This is a genomic window from Pseudomonas sp. Root329 (assembly GCF_001424925.1).
GTDB lineage: Bacteria > Pseudomonadota > Gammaproteobacteria > Pseudomonadales > Pseudomonadaceae > Aquipseudomonas > Aquipseudomonas arabinosi.
This window is the reverse complement of sequence record NZ_LMCV01000025.1, coordinates 26,917-45,833: the sequence shown is the minus strand read 5'-3', so window position 1 is coordinate 45,833 and position 18,917 is coordinate 26,917. Positions and strand designations below refer to the sequence as shown.

General features: G+C 59.8%; 21 protein-coding genes. 8 read left to right on the top strand and 13 right to left on the bottom strand.

The features are described 5' to 3' along the window. Positions 1-3: 3 nt before the first annotated feature. From ASC74_RS19790 to ffh, 8 genes are all read right to left on the bottom strand, one after another. Positions 4-1,308 carry a homoserine dehydrogenase gene (locus ASC74_RS19790; RefSeq protein WP_046053481.1) on the bottom strand — a complete coding sequence of 435 codons (1,305 nt, stop codon included), beginning with the start codon at positions 1,306-1,308 and terminating at the stop codon, positions 4-6. A gap of 134 nt (positions 1,309-1,442) precedes the next feature. Beyond that, positions 1,443-2,174 (bottom strand): bifunctional protein-disulfide isomerase/oxidoreductase DsbC, encoded by a 732-nt coding sequence (gene dsbC / locus ASC74_RS19785; protein ID WP_056743383.1) that lies wholly within the window; start codon positions 2,172-2,174, stop codon positions 1,443-1,445. A gap of 301 nt (positions 2,175-2,475) precedes the next feature. Continuing rightward, a complete protein-coding gene (gene xerD, locus ASC74_RS19780) occupies positions 2,476-3,372 on the bottom strand; it encodes a site-specific tyrosine recombinase XerD (RefSeq protein ID WP_008151625.1) in 897 nt (298 codons plus the stop codon). Positions 3,373-3,471: 99 nt separating this feature from the next. Then, a complete protein-coding gene (rplS, locus tag ASC74_RS19775) occupies positions 3,472-3,822 on the bottom strand; it encodes a 50S ribosomal protein L19 (RefSeq protein WP_003175895.1) in 351 nt (116 codons plus the stop codon). A 45-nt stretch (positions 3,823-3,867) separates the two neighbouring features. Beyond that, positions 3,868-4,641, bottom strand: coding sequence for a tRNA (guanosine(37)-N1)-methyltransferase TrmD (gene trmD, locus ASC74_RS19770; RefSeq protein ID WP_154503229.1), 774 nt, complete (start codon positions 4,639-4,641; stop codon positions 3,868-3,870). After that, the gene (gene rimM / locus ASC74_RS19765; RefSeq protein WP_010565276.1) at positions 4,623-5,159 is read right to left on the bottom strand and encodes a ribosome maturation factor RimM; all 537 of its coding nucleotides are present in this window, start codon (positions 5,157-5,159) and stop codon (positions 4,623-4,625) included. Before rimM ends, trmD begins: the two co-directional genes overlap by 19 nt. A gap of 5 nt (positions 5,160-5,164) precedes the next feature. Beyond that, positions 5,165-5,416 carry a 30S ribosomal protein S16 gene (gene rpsP / locus ASC74_RS19760; protein ID WP_007944872.1) on the bottom strand — a complete coding sequence of 84 codons (252 nt, stop codon included), beginning with the start codon at positions 5,414-5,416 and terminating at the stop codon, positions 5,165-5,167. Between the two features lie 249 nt (positions 5,417-5,665). Next, positions 5,666-7,042: a signal recognition particle protein gene (gene ffh / locus ASC74_RS19755; RefSeq protein WP_033056394.1), complete on the bottom strand. Its 1,377-nt coding sequence runs from the start codon at positions 7,040-7,042 to the stop codon at positions 5,666-5,668. Between the two features lie 210 nt (positions 7,043-7,252). Here ffh and ASC74_RS19750 point away from each other — a divergent pair, with 210 nt between their 5' ends. The 3 genes from ASC74_RS19750 (at position 7,253) to ASC74_RS19740 (ending at position 10,909) form a co-directional block, all read left to right on the top strand. Beyond that, on the top strand, positions 7,253-8,065 hold the full coding sequence (locus tag ASC74_RS19750; RefSeq protein ID WP_046048193.1) for a cytochrome C assembly family protein: 813 nt from the start codon (positions 7,253-7,255) through the stop codon (positions 8,063-8,065). Positions 8,066-8,077: 12 nt separating this feature from the next. Next, positions 8,078-9,322: a transporter associated domain-containing protein gene (locus ASC74_RS19745; RefSeq protein WP_056743382.1), complete on the top strand. Its 1,245-nt coding sequence runs from the start codon at positions 8,078-8,080 to the stop codon at positions 9,320-9,322. Between the two features lie 270 nt (positions 9,323-9,592). After that, positions 9,593-10,909, top strand: a complete 1,317-nt coding sequence (locus ASC74_RS19740; RefSeq protein ID WP_056743381.1) for an MFS transporter — start codon at positions 9,593-9,595, stop codon at positions 10,907-10,909. Positions 10,910-11,030: 121 nt separating this feature from the next. Here ASC74_RS19740 and purT read toward each other — a convergent pair whose 3' ends face one another. From purT to ASC74_RS19715, 5 genes are all read right to left on the bottom strand, one after another. Continuing rightward, a complete protein-coding gene (gene purT, locus ASC74_RS19735; RefSeq protein WP_033056398.1) occupies positions 11,031-12,212 on the bottom strand; it encodes a formate-dependent phosphoribosylglycinamide formyltransferase in 1,182 nt (393 codons plus the stop codon). A 99-nt stretch (positions 12,213-12,311) separates the two neighbouring features. Further along, complete coding sequence (locus tag ASC74_RS19730) at positions 12,312-12,779, bottom strand: VUT family protein (protein ID WP_056743380.1); 468 nt, start codon at positions 12,777-12,779, stop codon at positions 12,312-12,314. Positions 12,780-12,984: 205 nt separating this feature from the next. After that, a complete protein-coding gene (locus ASC74_RS19725) occupies positions 12,985-13,200 on the bottom strand; it encodes a DUF1289 domain-containing protein (RefSeq protein WP_056743378.1) in 216 nt (71 codons plus the stop codon). Then, positions 13,197-13,721, bottom strand: a complete 525-nt coding sequence (locus tag ASC74_RS19720) for a gamma carbonic anhydrase family protein (RefSeq protein ID WP_007954617.1) — start codon at positions 13,719-13,721, stop codon at positions 13,197-13,199. Before ASC74_RS19720 ends, ASC74_RS19725 begins: the two co-directional genes overlap by 4 nt. Positions 13,722-13,789: 68 nt before the next feature. Continuing rightward, positions 13,790-14,389: a CoA pyrophosphatase gene (locus ASC74_RS19715; RefSeq protein WP_056743377.1), complete on the bottom strand. Its 600-nt coding sequence runs from the start codon at positions 14,387-14,389 to the stop codon at positions 13,790-13,792. 146 nt (positions 14,390-14,535) lie between these two features. Here ASC74_RS19715 and ASC74_RS19710 point away from each other — a divergent pair, with 146 nt between their 5' ends. From ASC74_RS19710 to ASC74_RS19690, 5 genes are all read left to right on the top strand, one after another. Then, entirely contained in the window at positions 14,536-15,087 is a 552-nt protein-coding gene (locus tag ASC74_RS19710) for an NUDIX hydrolase (RefSeq protein WP_056743375.1), read from the top strand. 60 nt (positions 15,088-15,147) lie between these two features. Then, entirely contained in the window at positions 15,148-15,651 is a 504-nt protein-coding gene (locus ASC74_RS19705; protein WP_056743373.1) for a L,D-transpeptidase family protein, read from the top strand. A 367-nt stretch (positions 15,652-16,018) separates the two neighbouring features. Continuing rightward, a complete protein-coding gene (locus ASC74_RS19700) occupies positions 16,019-16,750 on the top strand; it encodes a GntR family transcriptional regulator (protein WP_008151596.1) in 732 nt (243 codons plus the stop codon). 33 nt (positions 16,751-16,783) lie between these two features. Continuing rightward, the gene (gene nagA, locus ASC74_RS19695; protein ID WP_056743371.1) at positions 16,784-17,890 is read left to right on the top strand and encodes an N-acetylglucosamine-6-phosphate deacetylase; all 1,107 of its coding nucleotides are present in this window, start codon (positions 16,784-16,786) and stop codon (positions 17,888-17,890) included. Next, complete coding sequence (locus tag ASC74_RS19690) at positions 17,871-18,893, top strand: SIS domain-containing protein (protein WP_156400835.1); 1,023 nt, start codon at positions 17,871-17,873, stop codon at positions 18,891-18,893. The genes nagA and ASC74_RS19690 overlap by 20 nt, the downstream gene beginning before the upstream one ends. The last annotated feature ends 24 nt before the right edge of the window (positions 18,894-18,917 follow it).

Below are 18,917 nucleotides of genomic sequence, written 5' to 3'. Positions count from 1 at the left end.
GGCTTAGTTCAGGTGCTCGACGCGGATCCGTACGACCGGACCGACCACGCCCGCCAAGGCTTCCAGGGCGGCGATCGCGTCGTTCATGTGCTGTTCCAGCACGCGGTGAGTCAGCAGGATCATCGGCACCAGGCCGTCGTGTTCTTCGACTTCCTTCTGCATGATCGATTCGATGTTGATGCCGCGCTCCGACAGGATACTCGCCACCTGCGCCAACACGCCCGGATGGTCCTTGGCCTGGATGCGCAGGTAATAGGAGCTTTCGCAGGCCTCGATCGGCAGGATCGGGTGCGCCGACAGCGAATCCGGCTGGAAGGCCAGGTGCGGTACGCGGTTTTCCGGGTCGGACGTCATGGCGCGAACCACGTCCACCAGGTCGGCGATCACCGACGAAGCGGTCGGCTCCATGCCAGCGCCAGCGCCGTAGAACAGGGTCGAACCGGCGGCATCACCGTTGACCATCACCGCGTTCATCACGCCGTTGACGTTGGCGATCAGGCGATCGGCCGGAATCAGCGTCGGGTGCACGCGCAGCTCGATGCCGGCCGCGGTGCTGCGCGCCACGCCCAGGTGCTTGATGCGATAGCCCAGCGCTTCGGCGTAGTTCACGTCAGCGGTGGTCAGCTTGGTGATGCCTTCGGTGTAGGCCTTGTCGAACTGCAGCGGAATGCCGAACGCAATCGACGCGAGGATCGTCAGCTTGTGGGCCGCGTCGATGCCTTCAACGTCGAAGGTCGGATCGGCTTCGGCGTAACCCAGGGCTTGCGCCTCGGCGAGTACGTCTTCGAAGGTGCGGCCCTTCTCACGCATTTCGGTGAGGATGAAGTTGCCGGTGCCGTTGATGATGCCGGCGACCCAATTGATGCGGTTGGCCGACAGGCCTTCACGGATCGCCTTGATCACCGGAATGCCACCGGCCACGGCGGCTTCGAACGCCACAATCACGCCCTTCTCGCGGGCCTTGGCGAAAATTTCATTACCGTGAACGGCGATCAACGCCTTGTTCGCGGTCACAACATGTTTTCCGTTCTCGATCGCTTTGAGTACCAGCTCGCGGGCAACGGTGTAGCCGCCCACCAGCTCTATGACGATGTCGATCTCAGGGTTCGTGGCCACTTCGAACACATCGTTGGTAATCGCAATACCGGTCGTCTGGAACTGAGGCTTTGGCGTGCGCATGGCAATTTGTGCCACTTCGATTCCACGCCCGGCACGACGAGCAATTTCCTCGGCGTTACGCTGAAGTACGTTGAAGGTACCGCCACCGACGGTCCCTAACCCACAGATGCCTACTTTGACCGGTTTCACTGTGAACTCCCCATAAAACGGCCGACTCAAGGCCGGCCGTGAAAACAACCGCATACTCGCGGTTCTCTATTAATGGCCCGGCGAATGCTGCCGCCGAACCATGATCGTCAATGGCTGACCGTGACGATGCGAATTTACTTCGCGCCCAACGCCAGTTTGGCGACTTGTGGCGCAGGCTGGTAGCCCGGAATGACCTGGCCGTCGGCCAAAACGATGGCCGGTGTACCGTTCACGCCGATCGACTGACCGAGGGCGAACTGCTTGGAAACCGGGTTATCGCACTTGGCGGCCTTGATTTCCTTGCCGTCGACCATCTTGTCCATGGCCGCTTTCTTGTCTTTCGAGCACCAGACCGCTTGCAGCTGTTCGTCACCCGGCGAGCCAAGGCCCTGGCGCGGGAACGCGACATAACGCACTTCGATGCCGCGCTTGTTCAGCTCAGGCACTTCGGCGTGCAGCTTGTGGCAGTACGGACAGGTGGTGTCGGTGAACACGGTGATGTGCGATTTGGTTTCGCCGATCGCCGGGTAGACCACGGTTTCAGCCACCGGAATTTCGTTGACCAGTTTGGAAACGCCCAGGCGTTCAGTCTTTTCGGTCAGGTTGACCGGCTTGCCGTCCTTGAGCTGGAACATGTAACCCTGAACGATGTACTGGCCATCGGCGCTGGCATAGAGCACGCGACTGCCCTTGAGTTTGACTTCGTACAGACCTGGCAGCGGGCTGGCGGTGATGGTTTCTACCGGCACCTCGAGCTGGAGGTTTTCCAGGCTTTTACGAATGGCTTTGTCGGCCGCGTCATCGGCGACGGCAAAGGTGCTGACCAACGCAATGGCTGCGGCGGCGAAAATCTGGGTCAGACGCATGAGAACTCCTGAAGGCGGACAAATGGGACGATCAGAACGCCCGTGCCGAAACACCGGGTCATAAACGCCCATCGTGCAAACCGGCAAAGCCTACCACATAAGGCCCGTGTGGCCGAATGCGGGTGACAAGACACCTAACTCCCGGTGTACGACGCTTTATGTAGCAGCTGGCGAAGCCTGCGTTCGGCTGCGTAGCAGTCGTAAACCCTGAATCTTCGGTTTAACTGAAGCACCGCAGTGTCTGATTCACGACTGCTGCGCAGCCGAACGCAGGCTTCGCCAGCTGCTACAAAGCCCTGCGTTATCCGCGCGGATGGTGTTTGGCGTGCAGGTCCTGCAAGCGGGCGCGGGCGACGTGGGTGTAGATCTGCGTGGTCGACAGATCGCTGTGGCCAAGCAGCATTTGCACCACCCGCAAGTCCGCACCATGGTTGAGCAAGTGCGTGGCGAAGGCATGGCGCAAGGTGTGCGGCGACAGCGACTTGCCGATCCCGGCAACCTTGGCCTGGTGCTTGATGCGATGCCAGAAGGTCTGCCGAGTCATCTGCTCGCCGCGCTGGCTGGGGAACATGACATCGCTGGGACGCCCGCCAAGCAGCTCCTGGCGGCCATCGCGCAGGTAACGCTCGACCCAGACAATCGCCTCCTCGCCCATCGGCACCAGCCGCTCCTTGCTGCCCTTGCCCATCACTCGCAGCACGCCTTGGCGCAGATTGACCTGCTCCAGCGTCAGGCTGATCAGCTCCGTCACACGCAAGCCGCAGGCATAAAGCACTTCGAGCATGGCGCGGTCGCGCTGGCCGATGGCTTCGCTCAGGTCAGGCGCTTTTAACAAGGCCTCCACATCCGCTTCCGACAAGGACTTAGGCAATGGCCTACCCAGCTGCGGCATGTCGACACGCAAGGTCGGATCGACGGCAATCAGCTTTTCCCGCAGCAAATAGCGATAGAAGCCACGCACGCCGGAGAGAAATCGCGCCGTCGAGCGGGGTTTGTAGTTTTGCTCCAGACGCCAGGCCAAGTGATCGAGGATCAATTCGCGGCCGGCATTGATCAACTCCAGCCCTTTTTCCTGCAGCCAGCCGTTGAACAGGGCCAGGTCGCTGCGATAGGCATCGCGGGTGTTATCGGAAAGACCTTTCTCCAGCCACAGAGCGTCGAGGAATTGGTCTATCAGTGGATGATCGATGGCAGGCATAAAGGCTCAGGCAAGACCGACAGTACGGCCAGGAAAGATAAATCGCAGGCAACAAAAAAGCAGCCCGTAGGCTGCTTTTTTCTGCATCGGAAGCTGGACTTAAGCCAGTTTTTCCTTGATGCGAGCTGCTTTACCGGACAGGTCACGCAGGTAGTACAGCTTGGCTTTACGTACGTCACCGCGACGTTTAACGGCCATGCTGTCGATTTGCGGGCTGTAGGTCTGGAAAGTACGCTCTACGCCAACACCGTTGGAGATTTTACGAACGGTGAAAGCACTGTTTACGCCGCGGTTACGCTTGGCGATAACAACACCTTCGAACGCTTGCAGACGCGAACGGTCGCCTTCCTTCACTTTCACCTGAACGACAATAGTGTCGCCCGGGGCAAAGGTAGGGATCTCTTTGGTCATCTGCTCTGCTTCGAGTGCAAGGATGATTTTGTTAGTCATGCTGTGCTCCTAAGGTAAATCGTCGGATCTACCATCGATACGTTGTTAACTATCGTCCCGCTCGCGGATGTATTCCTCGAGCAGCTTCTTCTCTTCTCCAGAAAGCGAGCGGCTTTCCAGAAGATCGGCGCGTCGTTCAAAGGTCCTACCAAGGGACTGCTGTAAACGCCAACGCCGGATATGCGCGTGATTGCCACTTAGCAACACGTCGGGAACACGCTGATCCGCATACACCTCCGGTCGGGTGTAGTGCGGGCAATCCAGCAAACCATCCGTAAAGGAATCTTCCTCGGCGGAGTCCGCATGCCCTAAAGCTCCAGGCAGCAGTCGTGTAACCGCATCGATCAGGACCATCGCCGGCAGCTCGCCGCCAGACAGTACATAGTCGCCAATCGACCACTCTTCATCGACATGAGCCTCTATAAAACGCTCGTCAATGCCTTCATAGCGGCCGGCAATCAGGATCAATGCATCCAGATTCGCCAACTCGCGTACCGCCGACTGAGTCAGTTGACGGCCTTGGGGGGACAGGTAAATTACCTTCGCCGCCTCCCCGGCTGCTGCCTTGGCCTGAACCAACGCATCTTCCAGGGGCTTGATCTTCATCACCATGCCCGGACCACCGCCAAATGGGCGATCGTCCACAGTGTGATGTCGATCCGTCGTGTAGTCTCGCGGATTCCAACAGGTGAGCTGCAAGAGCCCCTGTTTCACCGCACGACTGGTGATGCCGTACTCGCTGATGGCGGAGAACATCTCGGGAAACAAACTGATCACTTCTACGCGCAAGTTAGCCACGCTTAGAAGTCCGCATCCCATTCCACCTTCATCTCGCCTGCGGCAAGGTCGACGGCCAACACGCATTGCTCCGTATAGGGCAACAGGCGTTCGCGATCATCCAGGCTGCCAGCGCAAGGCTTGACCACCATTACATCATTGGCGCCGGTTTCCAGAAGATGATCGATTTTCCCGAGCAATTGCCCGAGTTGATCAATGACCTTCAAACCTTCCAGCTGGTACCAGTAGTACTCGCCGTCGGTCAATTCAGGGAACAGGTTGCGCGGCACGCAGATCTCATAACCGGCCAGAAGACGCGCTTCTTCACGATCATCAAGACCCTTGAGCTTTGCGACCAGGAACTTGTCGTTCCCACGTCCGCTGACCAGCTCAACCTGTTTCACACTACCTTCGCGCTTGAGCGTCCAGGTTTTGTACTGCAACAGGTTTTCAGTCGGATCAGTAAAGGAATACACCTTCACTTCGCCGCGAACGCCATGAACCGAATAAATTTTGCCGATAACGATCAAATCATCAGCAACAGCTGGCGTCGCGTTCATATTGCTCAGGCCGCAGCCTTAGCCGCGTCCTTCAACAACTGAGCAACACGCTCAGAAGGTTGTGCACCAACGCTCAGCCAGTAGGCTACGCGCTCTTGGTTCACGGACAGACGGACTTCTTGACCACGAGCAACAGGGTTGAAGAAACCAACCTGTTCCTTGTGCGAACCGTCCCGCGGGTTGCGGCTGTCGGTTACGGTCAAGTGGTAAAACGGGCGCTTTTTGGAGCCGCCAAGGGCAAGACGGATTGTTAGCATGTGAACATCGTTCCTGTAGTCGGTGCTGCAAATCTAAAGGCACAGCGGGCATAGGTGCCCGAAAGGCCGCATATTCTAAGGAATATCCGGACTTTTGCAAATGTCTTTTTCCGGCTGCCTATCGGCCGCCATCAAGATTTGCTATAGAGCCGTCGTTGAAAACGGCCAGTCAGCTCCCGCCAAGTGCGGGTTTGCTGGAGATCCCACTTCCGTGTGGGAGGTGCAAGGGCAAGCCCCTGCGTAAATTATTTACATTCTCGGCATGCCGCCGCCGGGCAACATACCGCCCATGCCGCGCATCATTTTGGCCATTCCGCCTTTCGCGGAGAACTTCTTCATCATCTTCTGCATCTGCTTGTGCTGCTTGATCAAGCGACCGATGTCCTGCACCTGAGTGCCGGAACCCATGGCGATCCGGCGTTTGCGCGAACCGCTGATCATCTCAGGGTCGCGGCGCTCGGCCGGGGTCATGGAATTGATGATGGCTTCCATCTGCTTGAATTGTTTCTCTGCCGCGCCTTGGGCGTTGCCCATCTGCGCCAGGTTCATACCGGGCATGTTTGGCAGTTTGTCCATGAGGCCGCCGAGGCCGCCCATGTTTTTCATCTGTTGCAGCTGATCGCGGAAGTCTTCGAGATCGAAGCCCTTGCCCTTCTTCAGCTTCTTGGCCAGTTTGTCGGCCTTGTCCTTGTCAAGGGTCTGCTCGGCCTGCTCGATCAGGCTGAGTACGTCGCCCATACCGAGGATGCGCGAAGCAATACGCTCCGGGTGGAACGGCTCGAGCGCGTCGCTCTTCTCGCCCATACCGATGAACTTGATCGGCTTGCCGGTGATGGCGCGCACCGACAGCGCGGCACCGCCACGGGCATCGCCGTCGACCTTGGTCAGGATCACACCGGTCAGCGGCAGCGCATCACCGAAGGCCTTGGCCGTGTTGGCGGCGTCCTGACCGGTCATGGCGTCAACCACGAACAGCGTTTCGACCGGGTTGATCGCGGCATGCAGCGCCTTGATCTCGCCCATCATCTCTTCATCGATGTGCAGGCGACCGGCGGTATCGACGATGACCACGTCGATGAATTTCAGTTTTGCTTCTTTAATCGCCGCTTGCGCGATGTCGACCGGCTTCTGGCTCAGGTCGGACGGGAAGAAGGTAACGCCGACTTCACCCGCGAGCATTTCCAGCTGCTTGATCGCTGCCGGACGGTAAACGTCCGCAGATACGACCATGACCGACTTCTTCTTGCGCTCTTTAAGGAAGCGCGCGAGTTTGCCGGCGGTGGTGGTTTTACCCGCGCCCTGCAAACCGGCCATCAGCACGACGGCAGGAGGAACGGCGCTCAGGTTCAAGTCTTCGTTGGCCGCGCCCATCAGGCTTTCGAGTTCGGCCTGGACGATCTTCACGAAGGCCTGGCCCGGCGTCAGGCTGCGCGACACCTCGGTGCCGACGGCGCGTTCCTTGACCGAATTGACGAAGTCCTTGACGACCGGCAAGGCGACGTCAGCTTCGAGCAACGCCATGCGCACTTCGCGCAGGGTGTCTTTGATGTTGTCTTCGGTCAGCTTGGCCTTGCCGGTGACATGGCGCAGCGTCTGCGAGAGACGGTCGGTTAAGTTTTCAAACATTGCGCGATCCTTTCAGGCCCTGTGTAGACCGGGATAATGGCGGCCCAGACCGGAATAAACATGTGCTCGGCGAGCCTGCGGCGTGGGCAGGTCGCGGATTATAGCGAAGACTGCGTCTGGCGGACACCTCGTCGTCAGCTTGCATGGTCTTTCGTGCTGCGGGGGTTCTATGCCAAACTCAGCGCCTTTCGGGCTTGCCTAACAGGATTTATGCTCCCCTTGTCACCCAGTTTGCTAGCTACCCTCGCCGCCGCCTGCTTATATGCCGCTGCGACCCTCTATCAGGGCACTCGTCTGGCCACCGCTGCCAAGGCGAACAAACGCCTGCTGGTCACGCTCGGCGTGCTCGCCGTGCTGGCTCATAGCGCCAGTCTGTTCACCCACCTGCTGACACCGATTGGCCTGGGTCTGGATTTTTTCAGCGCCGCCAGCCTGATTGCCGCCGCGGTGATTGCCCTGACGCTGTTGGCCTGCTCGCGGATCCCGGTGGAAAACCTGCTTATATTGCTGTTCCCGCTCGGCGCCGCCACCGTGCTGCTCGCACAGTTCGCCCCCGCCGGCACCGTGCAGATCATCGACGAAGAACCGGGCATCCTCGCCCACATCCTGTTGTCGATCCTCGCCTACGGCATGTTCACCATCGCGGTGTTCCAGGCGTTGCTGCTGCTGGTTCAAGACCATCAGCTCAAGCACAAGCACCCGTCGGGCCTGATCAAGAACTTCCCGCCGCTGCAAACCATGGAAAGCCTGCTGTTCGGTTTTCTCTGGGCCGGCTGGACCCTGCTGTCGCTGTCGCTGATCTCCGGCTGGCTGTTCGTCGACAACCTTTTCGCCCAGCACCTGGTGCACAAAACCTTGCTGGCATGCCTCGCCTGGATCGTCTTCAGCGTGCTGCTATGGGGCCGTAATCGCCTCGGCTGGCGCGGACACAAGGCCATTCGCTGGACCCTCGCCGGTTTCTGCCTGCTGATGCTGGCGTATTTCGGCAGTAAGCTGGTTCGTGAATACATCCTGCATATCTGACGGGCGGCATTAATGGACGACTTGCCCATAGGGCCGATGCTCGCGGTAGTGGCCTTGCTGATTTTATGGTCGGGGCTGTTTACCGCCATCGAAGCTGCGCAACAGTATTTGCTCGCCCAGCGGACCGCTTCGCGCTCGAGCGACAAGCCGGTGGCAAAGCTGAGCTTTTCGCTCAATAGCCTGATCCTCTGCAACACCCTATGCCGCGCACTGGTCGTGGTCATCAGCACCTTGCTGGCGATTTTCACCTGGGCGGAAAACGGTCCATGGGTGGCCTGCCTGGGGGCTGGCGCCGTGCTTCTGGTGTTCGCCGACTACCTGCCGCGTACCCTCGCCGTCCGTTATCCGGACGCCGTCCTGGCCCTGGGCAACACCTTGCTTGGCGCGCCACTGAAAATCATCTATCCCGCTGCCTGGTTGCTCAATGGCCTAAGCCAGCTGCTGATGCGACCGTTCGCCCGCAAAGTCAAAGTGGTGCAGCAGAGCGAAGACGAGGCCCCGAACGATCGGCACGACGATCACGAACACGCCGTCTGCCGCCCACACCCGCTGTCAGGCATCCATGCGCTGGACAACATCACGGTCAACGACATTCTGGTGCCACGCAGTGACGTCGACGGGGTCAACCTGGATGACTCCCTCGAGGAAATCATCGAGCAGCTTCGCGTCAATAAACGCACGCGCTTGCCGGTTTTCCACAGCGACATCAATCAGGTCGAGGCGGTGCTCAATACCCGGCAGATCCGCCATCTGCTGTCCGACGCCACTCTGACCCGAGAGGCACTGCTGGCAGCCTGTCACGACCCCTACTTCGTGCCGGAAAGCACCCCGTTGCAACTGCAGCTGTTGAACTTCCACAAACAACAGCGACGCCTGGGCATGGTGGTCGACGAATACGGCGAAGTGCTCGGTGTCGTGACCCTGGAAGACATTCTCGAAGAAATCGTCGGTGAGTTCGAAAGCCAGCACAGCCTGAAAAACCCGCACATCCATCCACAGGCCGATGGCCGCCTGGTGATCGAAGGGGCGGCGTCAATTCGCGAATTGAACAAGAGCCTGGGCTGGCACCTGCCCAGCGACGGTCCGAAAACCCTCAACGGGTTGGTGACCGAGGCGCTGGAGACGATTCCGGACAGTTCGGTATGCCTGAAGATCGGGCGTTATCGGCTGGAGATTCTGGAGACTGAAGACAATCGCGTCACTCGGGTTTTAATCTGGCATACCAGTTCGACGCCTGCGATTGTTTCTATCCGTTAGACAGTTAAAAGATCGCAGCCTCGCTTCGCTCGACAGCTCCTACAAGGGAACGCATTCCAAATTGTAGGAGCTGTCGAGCGAAGCGAGGCTGCGATCTTTTTCAATATCTATGCCCTTGTTTGATCGTTAGCCGCCTTCCTATAATCGATCCGCTTACCCAAGCCCCGCCATACCCCCGTGCTACCCGCACCCCGCATCAAACCCACATCCCTGGGTGTTCGACCATAATAATTCGCTCCACTGGGGCACATGACTGTCAGGGATAACCGCATGACGACCAGCACGACTTACAACGACACCGCGCCTGCGCAACCGACGAACTCCGCCACCCGCGTGGCGACCGCGAGTTTCATCGGCACCGCCATCGAGTTCTACGACTTCTACGTCTATGCCACTGCCGCTGCGCTGGTGATCGGTCCAGTATTTTTTCCGCAGACCTCCGGCACGGCCCAGATGCTGTCGGCGTTCCTCACCTTCGGCATCGCCTTCCTGGCTCGACCGCTGGGATCGGCGCTTTTCGGCCACTTCGGTGACCGCATCGGGCGCAAATCGACACTGGTTGCCTCGCTGCTGCTGATGGGCGTGTGCACCACACTGATCGGCGTACTCCCGGGCTACGACAGCATTGGGGCCTGGGCGCCGATCCTGCTCTGCGTGCTGCGCTTCGGCCAAGGCCTGGGACTCGGCGGCGAATGGGGCGGCGCGGCGTTGCTGGCGACGGAGAATGCACCAAAGGGCAAACGCGCCTGGTTCGGCATGTTCCCGCAGCTCGGTCCTTCGATCGGTTTTCTCGCGGCCAATGGCCTGTTTCTGACGCTGGCAATGACCCTGAACGACGAGCAGTTCCGCTCGTGGGGCTGGCGGATTCCGTTCCTGCTCAGTGCTGCGCTGGTGATGGTCGGTCTGTACGTGCGCCTCAAGCTTCACGAAACGCCGGTGTTCGCCAACGCAATGGCTCGCCAGGAGCGAGTGAAGATCCCGCTGGTCGAGCTGCTCAGCCAATACTGGGCGCCGATGTTGCTGGGTGCCGGAGCGATGGTGGTGTGCTACGCGCTGTTCTATATCTCGACGGTGTTTTCGCTGAGCTATGGCGTGTCGACGCTTGGCTACACCCGCGAAACCTTCCTCGCGCTGCTGTGCTTTGCCGTGCTGTTCATGGCCGCCGCTACGCCACTGTCGGCCTGGGCCAGTGATCGTTACGGGCGCAAACCGGTGCTGATCATCGGCGGTGTGCTGGCGATTCTGTCCGGCTTCCTGATGGAGCCGCTGCTGACCCAAGGTTCGACCTGGGGCGTGGCGCTGTTCCTGTGCATCGAGCTGTTTCTGATGGGCGTGACGTTTGCGCCGATGGGCGCGCTGCTGCCGGAGCTGTTTCCGACTCACGTGCGTTATACCGGTGCGTCGGCGGCCTACAACCTGGGCGGTATTGTCGGGGCCTCGGCGGCGCCGTTCTTCGCACAGAAGCTGGTGGCGATGGGTGGCTTGAGTTATGTCGGCGGGTATGTGTCGGGGGCGGCGGTGCTGAGCTTGATTGCCGTGCTGTGCCTGAAGGAAACGCGCAATAACGATCTGAATCGGGTTGCCTGAAGAAAAAGCAAAAGCTTCGCGAGCAAGCCCGCTCCCACATTAGATTTTGGGTGAACACAAAATCTGTATTCACCCCGATCAAGTGTGGGAGCGGGCTTGCTCGCGAATGGCGCGACTCGGTTTACAGCTCTACAACAACAGCCTGGGAAGCGCGGGTCGCTTTAGCGCGAGCAGCGTCAATCGACTCATCACGCGCCAACGCCACACCCATCCGACGCTGACCATTGACCTCAGGTTTGCCGAAGAGACGCAACGCCGTATCCGGCTCGCTCAACGCTGCGCCGAGATTGGCGAAAGCCGTCTGGGTCGACTGCCCTTCCACCAGAATCACCGCCGAAGCCGATGGGCCGAACTGACGGATCAGTGGAATCGGCAGGCCCAGAATCGCCCGTGCGTGCAGCGCAAACTGCGACAGGTCCTGGGAAATCAACGTCACCAGACCGGTGTCATGTGGACGCGGCGAGACTTCGCTGAACCAGACTTGATCACCTTTGATGAACAGCTCAACACCAAACAGACCACGGCCACCCAAGGCTTCAGTGACGGCTTTGGCAACGCGCTCGGATTCGGCCAGGGCAATCGGGCTCATGGCTTGTGGCTGCCAGGATTCCTGATAGTCGCCCTTCTCCTGACGGTGACCGACTGGCGCGCAGAACGTAGTGCCGCCAACGTGACGCACGGTCAACAGGGTGATTTCGTAATCGAAGTCGATAAAGCCTTCGATGATCACGCGGCCTTTACCGGCACGGCCGCCTTCTTGGGCGTAATCCCAGGCTTTCTGCACGTCATCGACGCTCCGCAGCAAGCTCTGGCCTTTGCCCGAGGAGCTCATCACCGGTTTAACCACACATGGGAAGCCGAGGTCTTCGACAGCCTTGCTGTAATCCTCGAAGGTGTCGGCGAAGTGGTACGGCGAGGTCGGCAGGTCCAGCTCTTCAGCGGCCAGACGACGGATGCCTTCGCGGTTCATGGTCAACTGCGCGGCGCGAGCGGTCGGGATCACGGTGAAGCCTTCGGCTTCCAGTTCCACGAGGGTCGCGGTGGCAATGGCTTCGATTTCCGGCACGATGAAATGCGGCTTCTCGGCTTCGATCACCGCACGCAGGGCGGCGCCATCGAGCATGTTGATCACATGGCTGCGATGGGCAACCTGCATGGCCGGCGCATTGGCGTAGCGATCCACGGCAATCACTTCAACGCCCAGGCGTTGCAGCTCGATCACCACTTCCTTGCCCAACTCGCCACAGCCACACAGCAATACGCGGGTCGCGGTTGGCGACAATGGAGTTCCGATACGGGTCATCTCAGGTCCTCAAGAAGCGGATCATCGAGGGTCGCAGCGCCTGGCGCGCTTCCCATGGGGAGAAAGCGCGGCATTTTACATGAACCTGAAGGTTTGGCTTCAGCTGACGACGGCCTGCTTACGCAAGCGCCAGGCCATGATCAGCCACACGGCGGTCACGCCCGCGAACTTCGAGCCCATGGCGGTGAGGATCACGCCGGGGGTGAAGGCATCGATCATGCCGAAGAAGATGAAGGTATCGAGGGGAATGCTCAGGGCCGAACTTATCCACAGGCGGTCGTGCAAGGGACGTTTGGTGATGCTGAACACCAGCCAATCGATGCATTCGGACACCGCGAACGCCGTGGCGCTGGCCAGCGCGATGGAGGGATCGGACGTCACGTAGGACAACACCAGCGCTGCCAGCATCGCCGCGATCGCGCCATGGCCGAAACGGATTTGCACCATGTCGCGCAAAACGAACACCAAACCACCCCAGGCTGACCAGAGGATGTCCAGGTGCGGGGCGGTGGAAAAGGCGTAGTTGATCAGCACGACGCTGCTGATGTAAGCGATCAGGAAGAACATGGGGCGGCGGGATACCTGTCAATTTGGCGCACAGGGTACTTCAGCCATACACAAGCACCAAACCCAAACGCGAATCCTGTAGCAGCTGGCGAAGCCTGCGTTCGGCTGCGCAGCAGTCGCAAAATCAGGCAATGCAGTCATTCAGGCACACCGCGGACTCAGGATTTACGACTGCTGCGCAGCCGAACGCAGGCTTCGCCAGCTGCTACAGGTTGGGAGTTTTGCCGATCATCCAGAGAATGCCACTCGATTTGGCCCGCTCATGACACAACCCCAACACTTTGCGGCGCTCTTCGTTGTCCATCCGGCTCCAGCGCGTGATCTCTTCCACCGTGCGCTGACACCCAGTGCAAATATCGTCCTCGTCCAACGCGCAAATGTTCACGCAGGGCGATAGTACCGGCCGTTCAGTGGCGCTCATTCTTCCTGCTCAACCAGATCGCGGGCATAACGTTGCGAGTTATGCACATAGTGAGCAGCGCTGGCCTCCAGCATTTTTTTCTGCGGCTCGGTCAGCTCGCGCACCACTTTGCCGGGGGAGCCCATGACCAGCGAACCGTCTGGAATCTCCTTGCCCTCACCGATCAGTGAGTTGGCGCCGATGATGCAGTTCTTGCCGATTTTCGCGCCGTTGAGGATCACCGCATTAATCCCGATCAAGCTGTAATCGCCCACCGTGCAGCCATGAAGCATGGCGTTATGGCCGATGGTCACGCCGGTGCCGATGGTCAGCGGGTAACCCATGTCGGTGTGCATCACCGTGCCGTCCTGGACGTTGCTGTTCTTGCCGATCAGGATCAGTTCGTTGTCGCCACGCAACACAGCGTTGAACCAGACGTTGGCGCCCTCTTCCAGTTTGACCTTACCCACCAGCACAGCATTGGGTGCGACCCAGCTCTGCGGATGGGTTTCGACGCGGGCGTCGCCCAGGCGATATTTCATCTTATTGTCCTCAAGGCCAGGCTGGCTCACTTGCAAAAAGCGGGGTTCGCGCCATACGGGCGATGGCTTCAGGTGTTGATAAACGTCTTGGGTGGCTGGTGCAGGCTGATTTTGGCGTCATAGAGCAGGTTGATCAACTCGACGATCATAATCGCCGTCAGGCCCCAGATTTTGTACTCGCCATAACGATAGCTCGGCACGTACCAACTTCGGCCCTGGTAATCGATGCGATGGGTGTGTTCGCGCGGATCCTTGCGGAAGAACTCCAGCGGTACGCTGAAGACTGCGGCGATCTCGGCATCGTTGGCCCGGTACTCGACAAAGTCCGGAATCACGCCGACATAGGGTGTGACCTTGATGCCGTGCAGGGAGATCAACGGGCTCAGCGGGCCGATCACTTCGACCAGCCCGGGCGGCAGGCCGATTTCTTCTTCGGCTTCGCGCAGGGCGGTGAAAATCAGGTCAGGGTCTTCGGGGTCGCGCCGCCCGCCGGGAAAGGCGACTTCGCCGCCATGGGTCGAGAGCCCGCTGGCGCGCAGGGTCAGAACCAGTTCCGGTTCGTCACTGCGAGTGATGGGCACCAGTACCGCGGCTTCAGGGAAACGTTTGTCGGTTTCCAGTGTTCGAGGGGTGTGGTTGCTTACTCGATGCAGTAGCTCGTCCAGCATGAGACTTCTCGATTTGTTCGCTACCTCGCATCATGCACCAATCGAACCGACCGCCCAAGCCCATAACCACTGCATGTCGCTAAACGACAACTTGCCGACAGACACCGTCGCACGCCAAGATAGGCGCAGCATTCAGGAACCCAAGCATGAAATTTTGCAGTCAGTGCGGCAACCCGGTGACCCAGCGCATTCCAGAGGGCGATTCGCGCTTGCGTTTTGTCTGTGACAGCTGTCAGGCGATTCACTACCAGAACCCCAATATCGTCGCCGGTTGCGTCGCGACCTGGGGCTCCAAGGTCTTGCTGTGCCGACGCGCCATCGAGCCTCGGCTCGGTTATTGGACCCTGCCCGCCGGCTTCATGGAAAACGGTGAAACCATCGAGCAGGCGGCCATTCGCGAGACGGCCGAAGAAGCCTGCGCGCGGGTGCGCAACCTGAGCATCTATACGTTGATCGACGTGCCGCACATCAGCCAGGTGCATGTATTCTTCCGCGCCGAGCTGGTGGACCTGGACTTTTGCGCCGGTCCCGAGAGCCTTGAAGTGGCGCTTTTCGAAGAAGCCGACATCCCTTGGTCCGACCTGGCTTTCCGCACAGTGGGCCGTACCTTAGAATGTTTCTTCGCTGACCGGCGGACCGAGGTCTACCCCGTGCGGTCCGAGTCGATCCCGCCGCTTGCCCAGCCTGCCATCACTTAAAGCTTCTAAACTCACCTATAACTATTAAATAGTCGCGACACCTTTTAGGGATATCGTTTCATGCGCTGGTTGCTTGCCCTGTTTTGCTTGTCGTTCGTCGCTGTCTCCCAGGCTTCCGTTGCGGAAACGCTGGACGGCAAAGTCATCGAAAAAGTTCTGGTGCTCAAGTCCGCCCACCAATTGCAATTGATCAATGACGGCAAGCCGCTCAAGACCTATCGCATTTCCTTGGGCAAACGCCCCAAGGGGCCGAAGCTGATGGAAGGCGACAAACGCACGCCTGAAGGTTTCTATTGGCTGGATTGGCGCAAGGTCAGCGATAAATTCAATCTGGCGATGCACATCTCCTACCCGAACATCAGTGACTCCGTGCGCTCCCGTCGTGAAGGCGTCGAACCCGGTGGCATGATCATGATCCACGGCACCCCGGACACTGAAGAAAACCCCGAAGACCTGTTCCACACGCTGGACTGGACCGACGGCTGCATTGCCATGCGCAACATGGACATGCGCGAGGTTTGGGGTTTGGTGCCGGACGGCACGATGATCGAAATCCGCCCGTAACCCCCCGCAATGATCGTTCCCACGCTCTGCGTGGGAATGCAGCCCGGGACGCTCCGCGTCCCATGCGATCAATTGGCTACCGCTGGTCGCTCCTCGAAAAATAAATTCAAAAGATCGCAGCCTTTGGCGGCGCCTACCGGGTAGATACCACTCCCATCGGTAAGAGCTGCTGCAAGCTGCGATCTTTGCGTTCAAAAACCCAACCTCTAATACCACTTCAAACCAACAACCCTCTTACCCATCAATCAGGGCAGGCTTTCCCGCGCCAACAGCAAAGTGGTCTCATTGACATGGTATTTAAGTGGTATTAGGTTTCACCCCACCACCGGGCGACAACACTCCAATATCCGCATCGGACCAAACCTACATGAATGACCTTCAGGCCCTACGCCCTGACGACACCCAGCCCACGCCGTTGTACCTGCAACTGGCGCGCAATCTGGAAGCGGCGATCCATGCCGGCCAGTGGAAAGCCGAACAGGCCATGCCATCGGAGCGCAACCTCAGCGAAATGCTGGGCATCTCCCGGGTCACTGCACGCAAAGCGCTGGAAGTTCTGTTCGAGCAAGGCCTGATCCGTCGCAACCAGGGTTCCGGCACCTTCATCACCCCACGCCTGGAACAACCGCTGTCGCGCCTCTCGGGTTTCAGCGAAATGCTGCGCCTGAAAGGCTTCGTCCCCGGCTCGCAATGGCTGGAGCGTGAAATCACTCCGCCGACCCACGAAGAACTGATCCGTCTCGGCCTCTCGCCGAACGACAAGGTCGCGCGGCTCAAACGCCTGCGTAAAGCCGACGACACAGTGATGGCGATCGAGATGAGCACCCTGCCCGCCTCGATCATTCCCAAGCCACAAGCGGTGGGCGACTCCCTCTACGAATACCTCGACGGCATCGGCAAGCCGATCGTCCGCGCCCTGCAGCACATTCAGGCGATCAACGCCTCGGACGAGTTCGCCGCCCTGGTGGGCATCGCGCCCGGCACCGCCATGCTGCTGATGACCCGGGTTGGCTACCTGGAAGACAACACACCCATCGAAGTCACCGACACCTACTGCCGCAACGACTACTACGACTTTGTCGCAGAGCTTCGTCGATAACCCGCTTCACCGCCAAAGAACCGAGAACCGATCATGTCCGAAGACAACATCCTCACCGCCCGCGGCTGGATTCGCGGCCGGCTGATTCACGAACACGGCAAGGTCGTGTCGATTGAAGGCCAACCGTGCGATCCGGCCGACAACGACCTGCCTTACCTGCTGCCGGGTTTCATCGACCTGCACGTTCATGGCGGCGGCGGCAAAGACATCATGGAAGGTGCGCCAGCCTTCGAGACCATCACCAAAACCCACGTGCGTTTCGGCACCACGTCGCTGCTGGCGACCACCATGACTGCGCCGAACGAAGAAATATCGCGAGTACTCAAGGACGTCGGCGAGTTCTGCGAGCAGCGCCCGAAAGGCAGCGCCCGAGTCCTCGGCGTGCACCTGGAAGGCCCATACATCAACCCCGGAAAACTCGGTGCCCAACCGAATTTCGCCCACACCGCATTGATGGCCGAAGTCGAAGAATACCTGGCACTGGCGCCGATCCGGGTGATCACCATCGCCCCGGAAATCGCCGGCCATGACGCCTTGATTCGTGACCTCAGCGCTCGTGGCGTGCGCATGCAAATCGGCCATACCCTCGGCAGTTATGAGGAAGGCGTTGCCGCGCTGAACGCCGGCGCCAGCAGCTTCACTCACCTCTACAACGCCATGAGCCCGCTGCATCACCGCGAGCCGGGCATCGTCGGCGCGGCACTGGCTCACGCCAAATACGCCGAGTTGATTCCGGACTTGCTGCACGTACACCCCGGCGCCATCCGCGTGGCCCTGCGTTCGATCCCATGCCTGTATTGCGTCACCGATTCCACCGCCGCCGCTGGCATGCCCGACGGTGAATACAAGCTCGGCAGCCACACCGTGACCAAATGCCTGGGCGGCGTGCGCTTGCCCGACGGCACGCTGGCCGGCAGCACGCTGACCATGGATCAGGCCCTGCGCAATCTGGTGAAGATCGGTTTGCCGATCGCCGAGGCCTCGCAACGTCTTTCGCAATTCCCCGCCGACTACCTCGGCCTCAACGAACGCGGACGCCTGCAACCTGGCAGCTGGGCCGACTGCGTGCGGCTCGATCGCTCACTCACACTGACCGCCGTCATGGTCGAAGGAGAAGACATTGACTTCAAAAATGCTTGAAGAGGCGCTGTCCTCGTTCGAGGCCGTGCAAGCCCAATTGCAGCAACTCGACCCGCAGATGATCGAGATCGCCGGGCGCCTGCGCCGTCAGCCACCGCAAGTGGCGATGACCGTCGCTCGCGGCAGCTCCGATCATGCCGCCAGTTATTTTGCCTACCTGACCATGCAGCAGCTGGGCTTCCCGGTGGCGTCGTTGCCGATGTCGGTGGTGACCATGTTGCAAGCGCCACTGAAGGTCAGCGGCCAAGTGGCGTTCGCCTTCTCGCAGTCCGGGCAAAGCCCCGATCTGGTGAACAGCATGCGTCTGCTGCGCAAACGCGGCGCACTGAGCATCTCGATGGTCAACGCCGAGAGTTCGCCGCTGGAGGCCGCCTGTGAGTTCAGCCTGCCGCTGTGTGCCGGCACCGAAAGCAGCGTCGCCGCGACCAAGAGTTTTATCGCCACCCTCAGCGCCAGCGCCCGTCTGATCGCCCACTGGAAAGAGGATGCGCAATTACTGGAGGCCGGTCTCGCGCTGCCGGAAGGTTTGCGCGAGGCGGCGAAACAGGACTGGAGCCTGGCCATCGACGCGCTACGCAATTGCCAGCGCCTGATGGTAATTGGCCGTGGTGCCGGTTTTGCCATCGCCCAGGAAGCCGCGTTGAAATTCAAGGAAACCTCGGCGATCCAGGCTGAAGCCTTCAGCAGCGCCGAGGTCCGTCACGGCCCGATGGCGTTGATCGATGAAAATTATCCACTGCTGATCTTCGCCCCGCGTGGTGCCGAGCAGGTCGGTTTGTTGAGCCTCGCCGCCGACATGCGCCAGCGCGGTGCCCGCGTATTGCTGGCCGCACCGGATGATGTTGCCGAACGCGACCTCACCCTGACCCGCGCCGAGCACCCGGCCCTCGACCCGATTCTGGCAATCCAGAGTTTCTACGTCATGGCCGCCGGTTTGGCCGTTGCCCGAGGCATGGACCCGGACCAGCCGCGTCATTTGAGCAAAGTGACGCGCACGCACTGAGTCCGAACCCGTACGTATTTCCTG

What these genes read in the sequence shown, in the direction of transcription:
- rpsP (WP_007944872.1), bottom strand. Translation starts at nt 5,416, where the DNA reads ATGCTAACAATCCGTCTTGCCCTTGGCGGCTCCAAAAAGCGCCCGTTT.
- rplS (WP_003175895.1), bottom strand. Translation starts at nt 3,822, where the DNA reads ATGACTAACAAAATCATCCTTGCACTCGAAGCAGAGCAGATGACCAAA.
- ASC74_RS19730 (WP_056743380.1), bottom strand. Translation starts at nt 12,779, where the DNA reads ATGTTCTTCCTGATCGCTTACATCAGCAGCGTCGTGCTGATCAACTAC.
- ASC74_RS19740 (WP_056743381.1), top strand. Translation starts at nt 9,593, where the DNA reads ATGACGACCAGCACGACTTACAACGACACCGCGCCTGCGCAACCGACG.
- ffh (WP_033056394.1), bottom strand. Translation starts at nt 7,042, where the DNA reads ATGTTTGAAAACTTAACCGACCGTCTCTCGCAGACGCTGCGCCATGTC.
- nagA (WP_056743371.1), top strand. Translation starts at nt 16,784, where the DNA reads ATGTCCGAAGACAACATCCTCACCGCCCGCGGCTGGATTCGCGGCCGG.
- ASC74_RS19745 (WP_056743382.1), top strand. Translation starts at nt 8,078, where the DNA reads ATGGACGACTTGCCCATAGGGCCGATGCTCGCGGTAGTGGCCTTGCTG.
- ASC74_RS19715 (WP_056743377.1), bottom strand. Translation starts at nt 14,389, where the DNA reads ATGCTGGACGAGCTACTGCATCGAGTAAGCAACCACACCCCTCGAACA.
- ASC74_RS19700 (WP_008151596.1), top strand. Translation starts at nt 16,019, where the DNA reads ATGAATGACCTTCAGGCCCTACGCCCTGACGACACCCAGCCCACGCCG.
- ASC74_RS19725 (WP_056743378.1), bottom strand. Translation starts at nt 13,200, where the DNA reads ATGAGCGCCACTGAACGGCCGGTACTATCGCCCTGCGTGAACATTTGC.
- rimM (WP_010565276.1), bottom strand. Translation starts at nt 5,159, where the DNA reads ATGAACGCGACGCCAGCTGTTGCTGATGATTTGATCGTTATCGGCAAA.
- ASC74_RS19720 (WP_007954617.1), bottom strand. Translation starts at nt 13,721, where the DNA reads ATGAAATATCGCCTGGGCGACGCCCGCGTCGAAACCCATCCGCAGAGC.
- trmD (WP_154503229.1), bottom strand. Translation starts at nt 4,641, where the DNA reads ATGGGATGCGGACTTCTAAGCGTGGCTAACTTGCGCGTAGAAGTGATC.
- ASC74_RS19710 (WP_056743375.1), top strand. Translation starts at nt 14,536, where the DNA reads ATGAAATTTTGCAGTCAGTGCGGCAACCCGGTGACCCAGCGCATTCCA.
- dsbC (WP_056743383.1), bottom strand. Translation starts at nt 2,174, where the DNA reads ATGCGTCTGACCCAGATTTTCGCCGCCGCAGCCATTGCGTTGGTCAGC.
- ASC74_RS19705 (WP_056743373.1), top strand. Translation starts at nt 15,148, where the DNA reads ATGCGCTGGTTGCTTGCCCTGTTTTGCTTGTCGTTCGTCGCTGTCTCC.
- ASC74_RS19750 (WP_046048193.1), top strand. Translation starts at nt 7,253, where the DNA reads ATGCTCCCCTTGTCACCCAGTTTGCTAGCTACCCTCGCCGCCGCCTGC.
- xerD (WP_008151625.1), bottom strand. Translation starts at nt 3,372, where the DNA reads ATGCCTGCCATCGATCATCCACTGATAGACCAATTCCTCGACGCTCTG.
- purT (WP_033056398.1), bottom strand. Translation starts at nt 12,212, where the DNA reads ATGACCCGTATCGGAACTCCATTGTCGCCAACCGCGACCCGCGTATTG.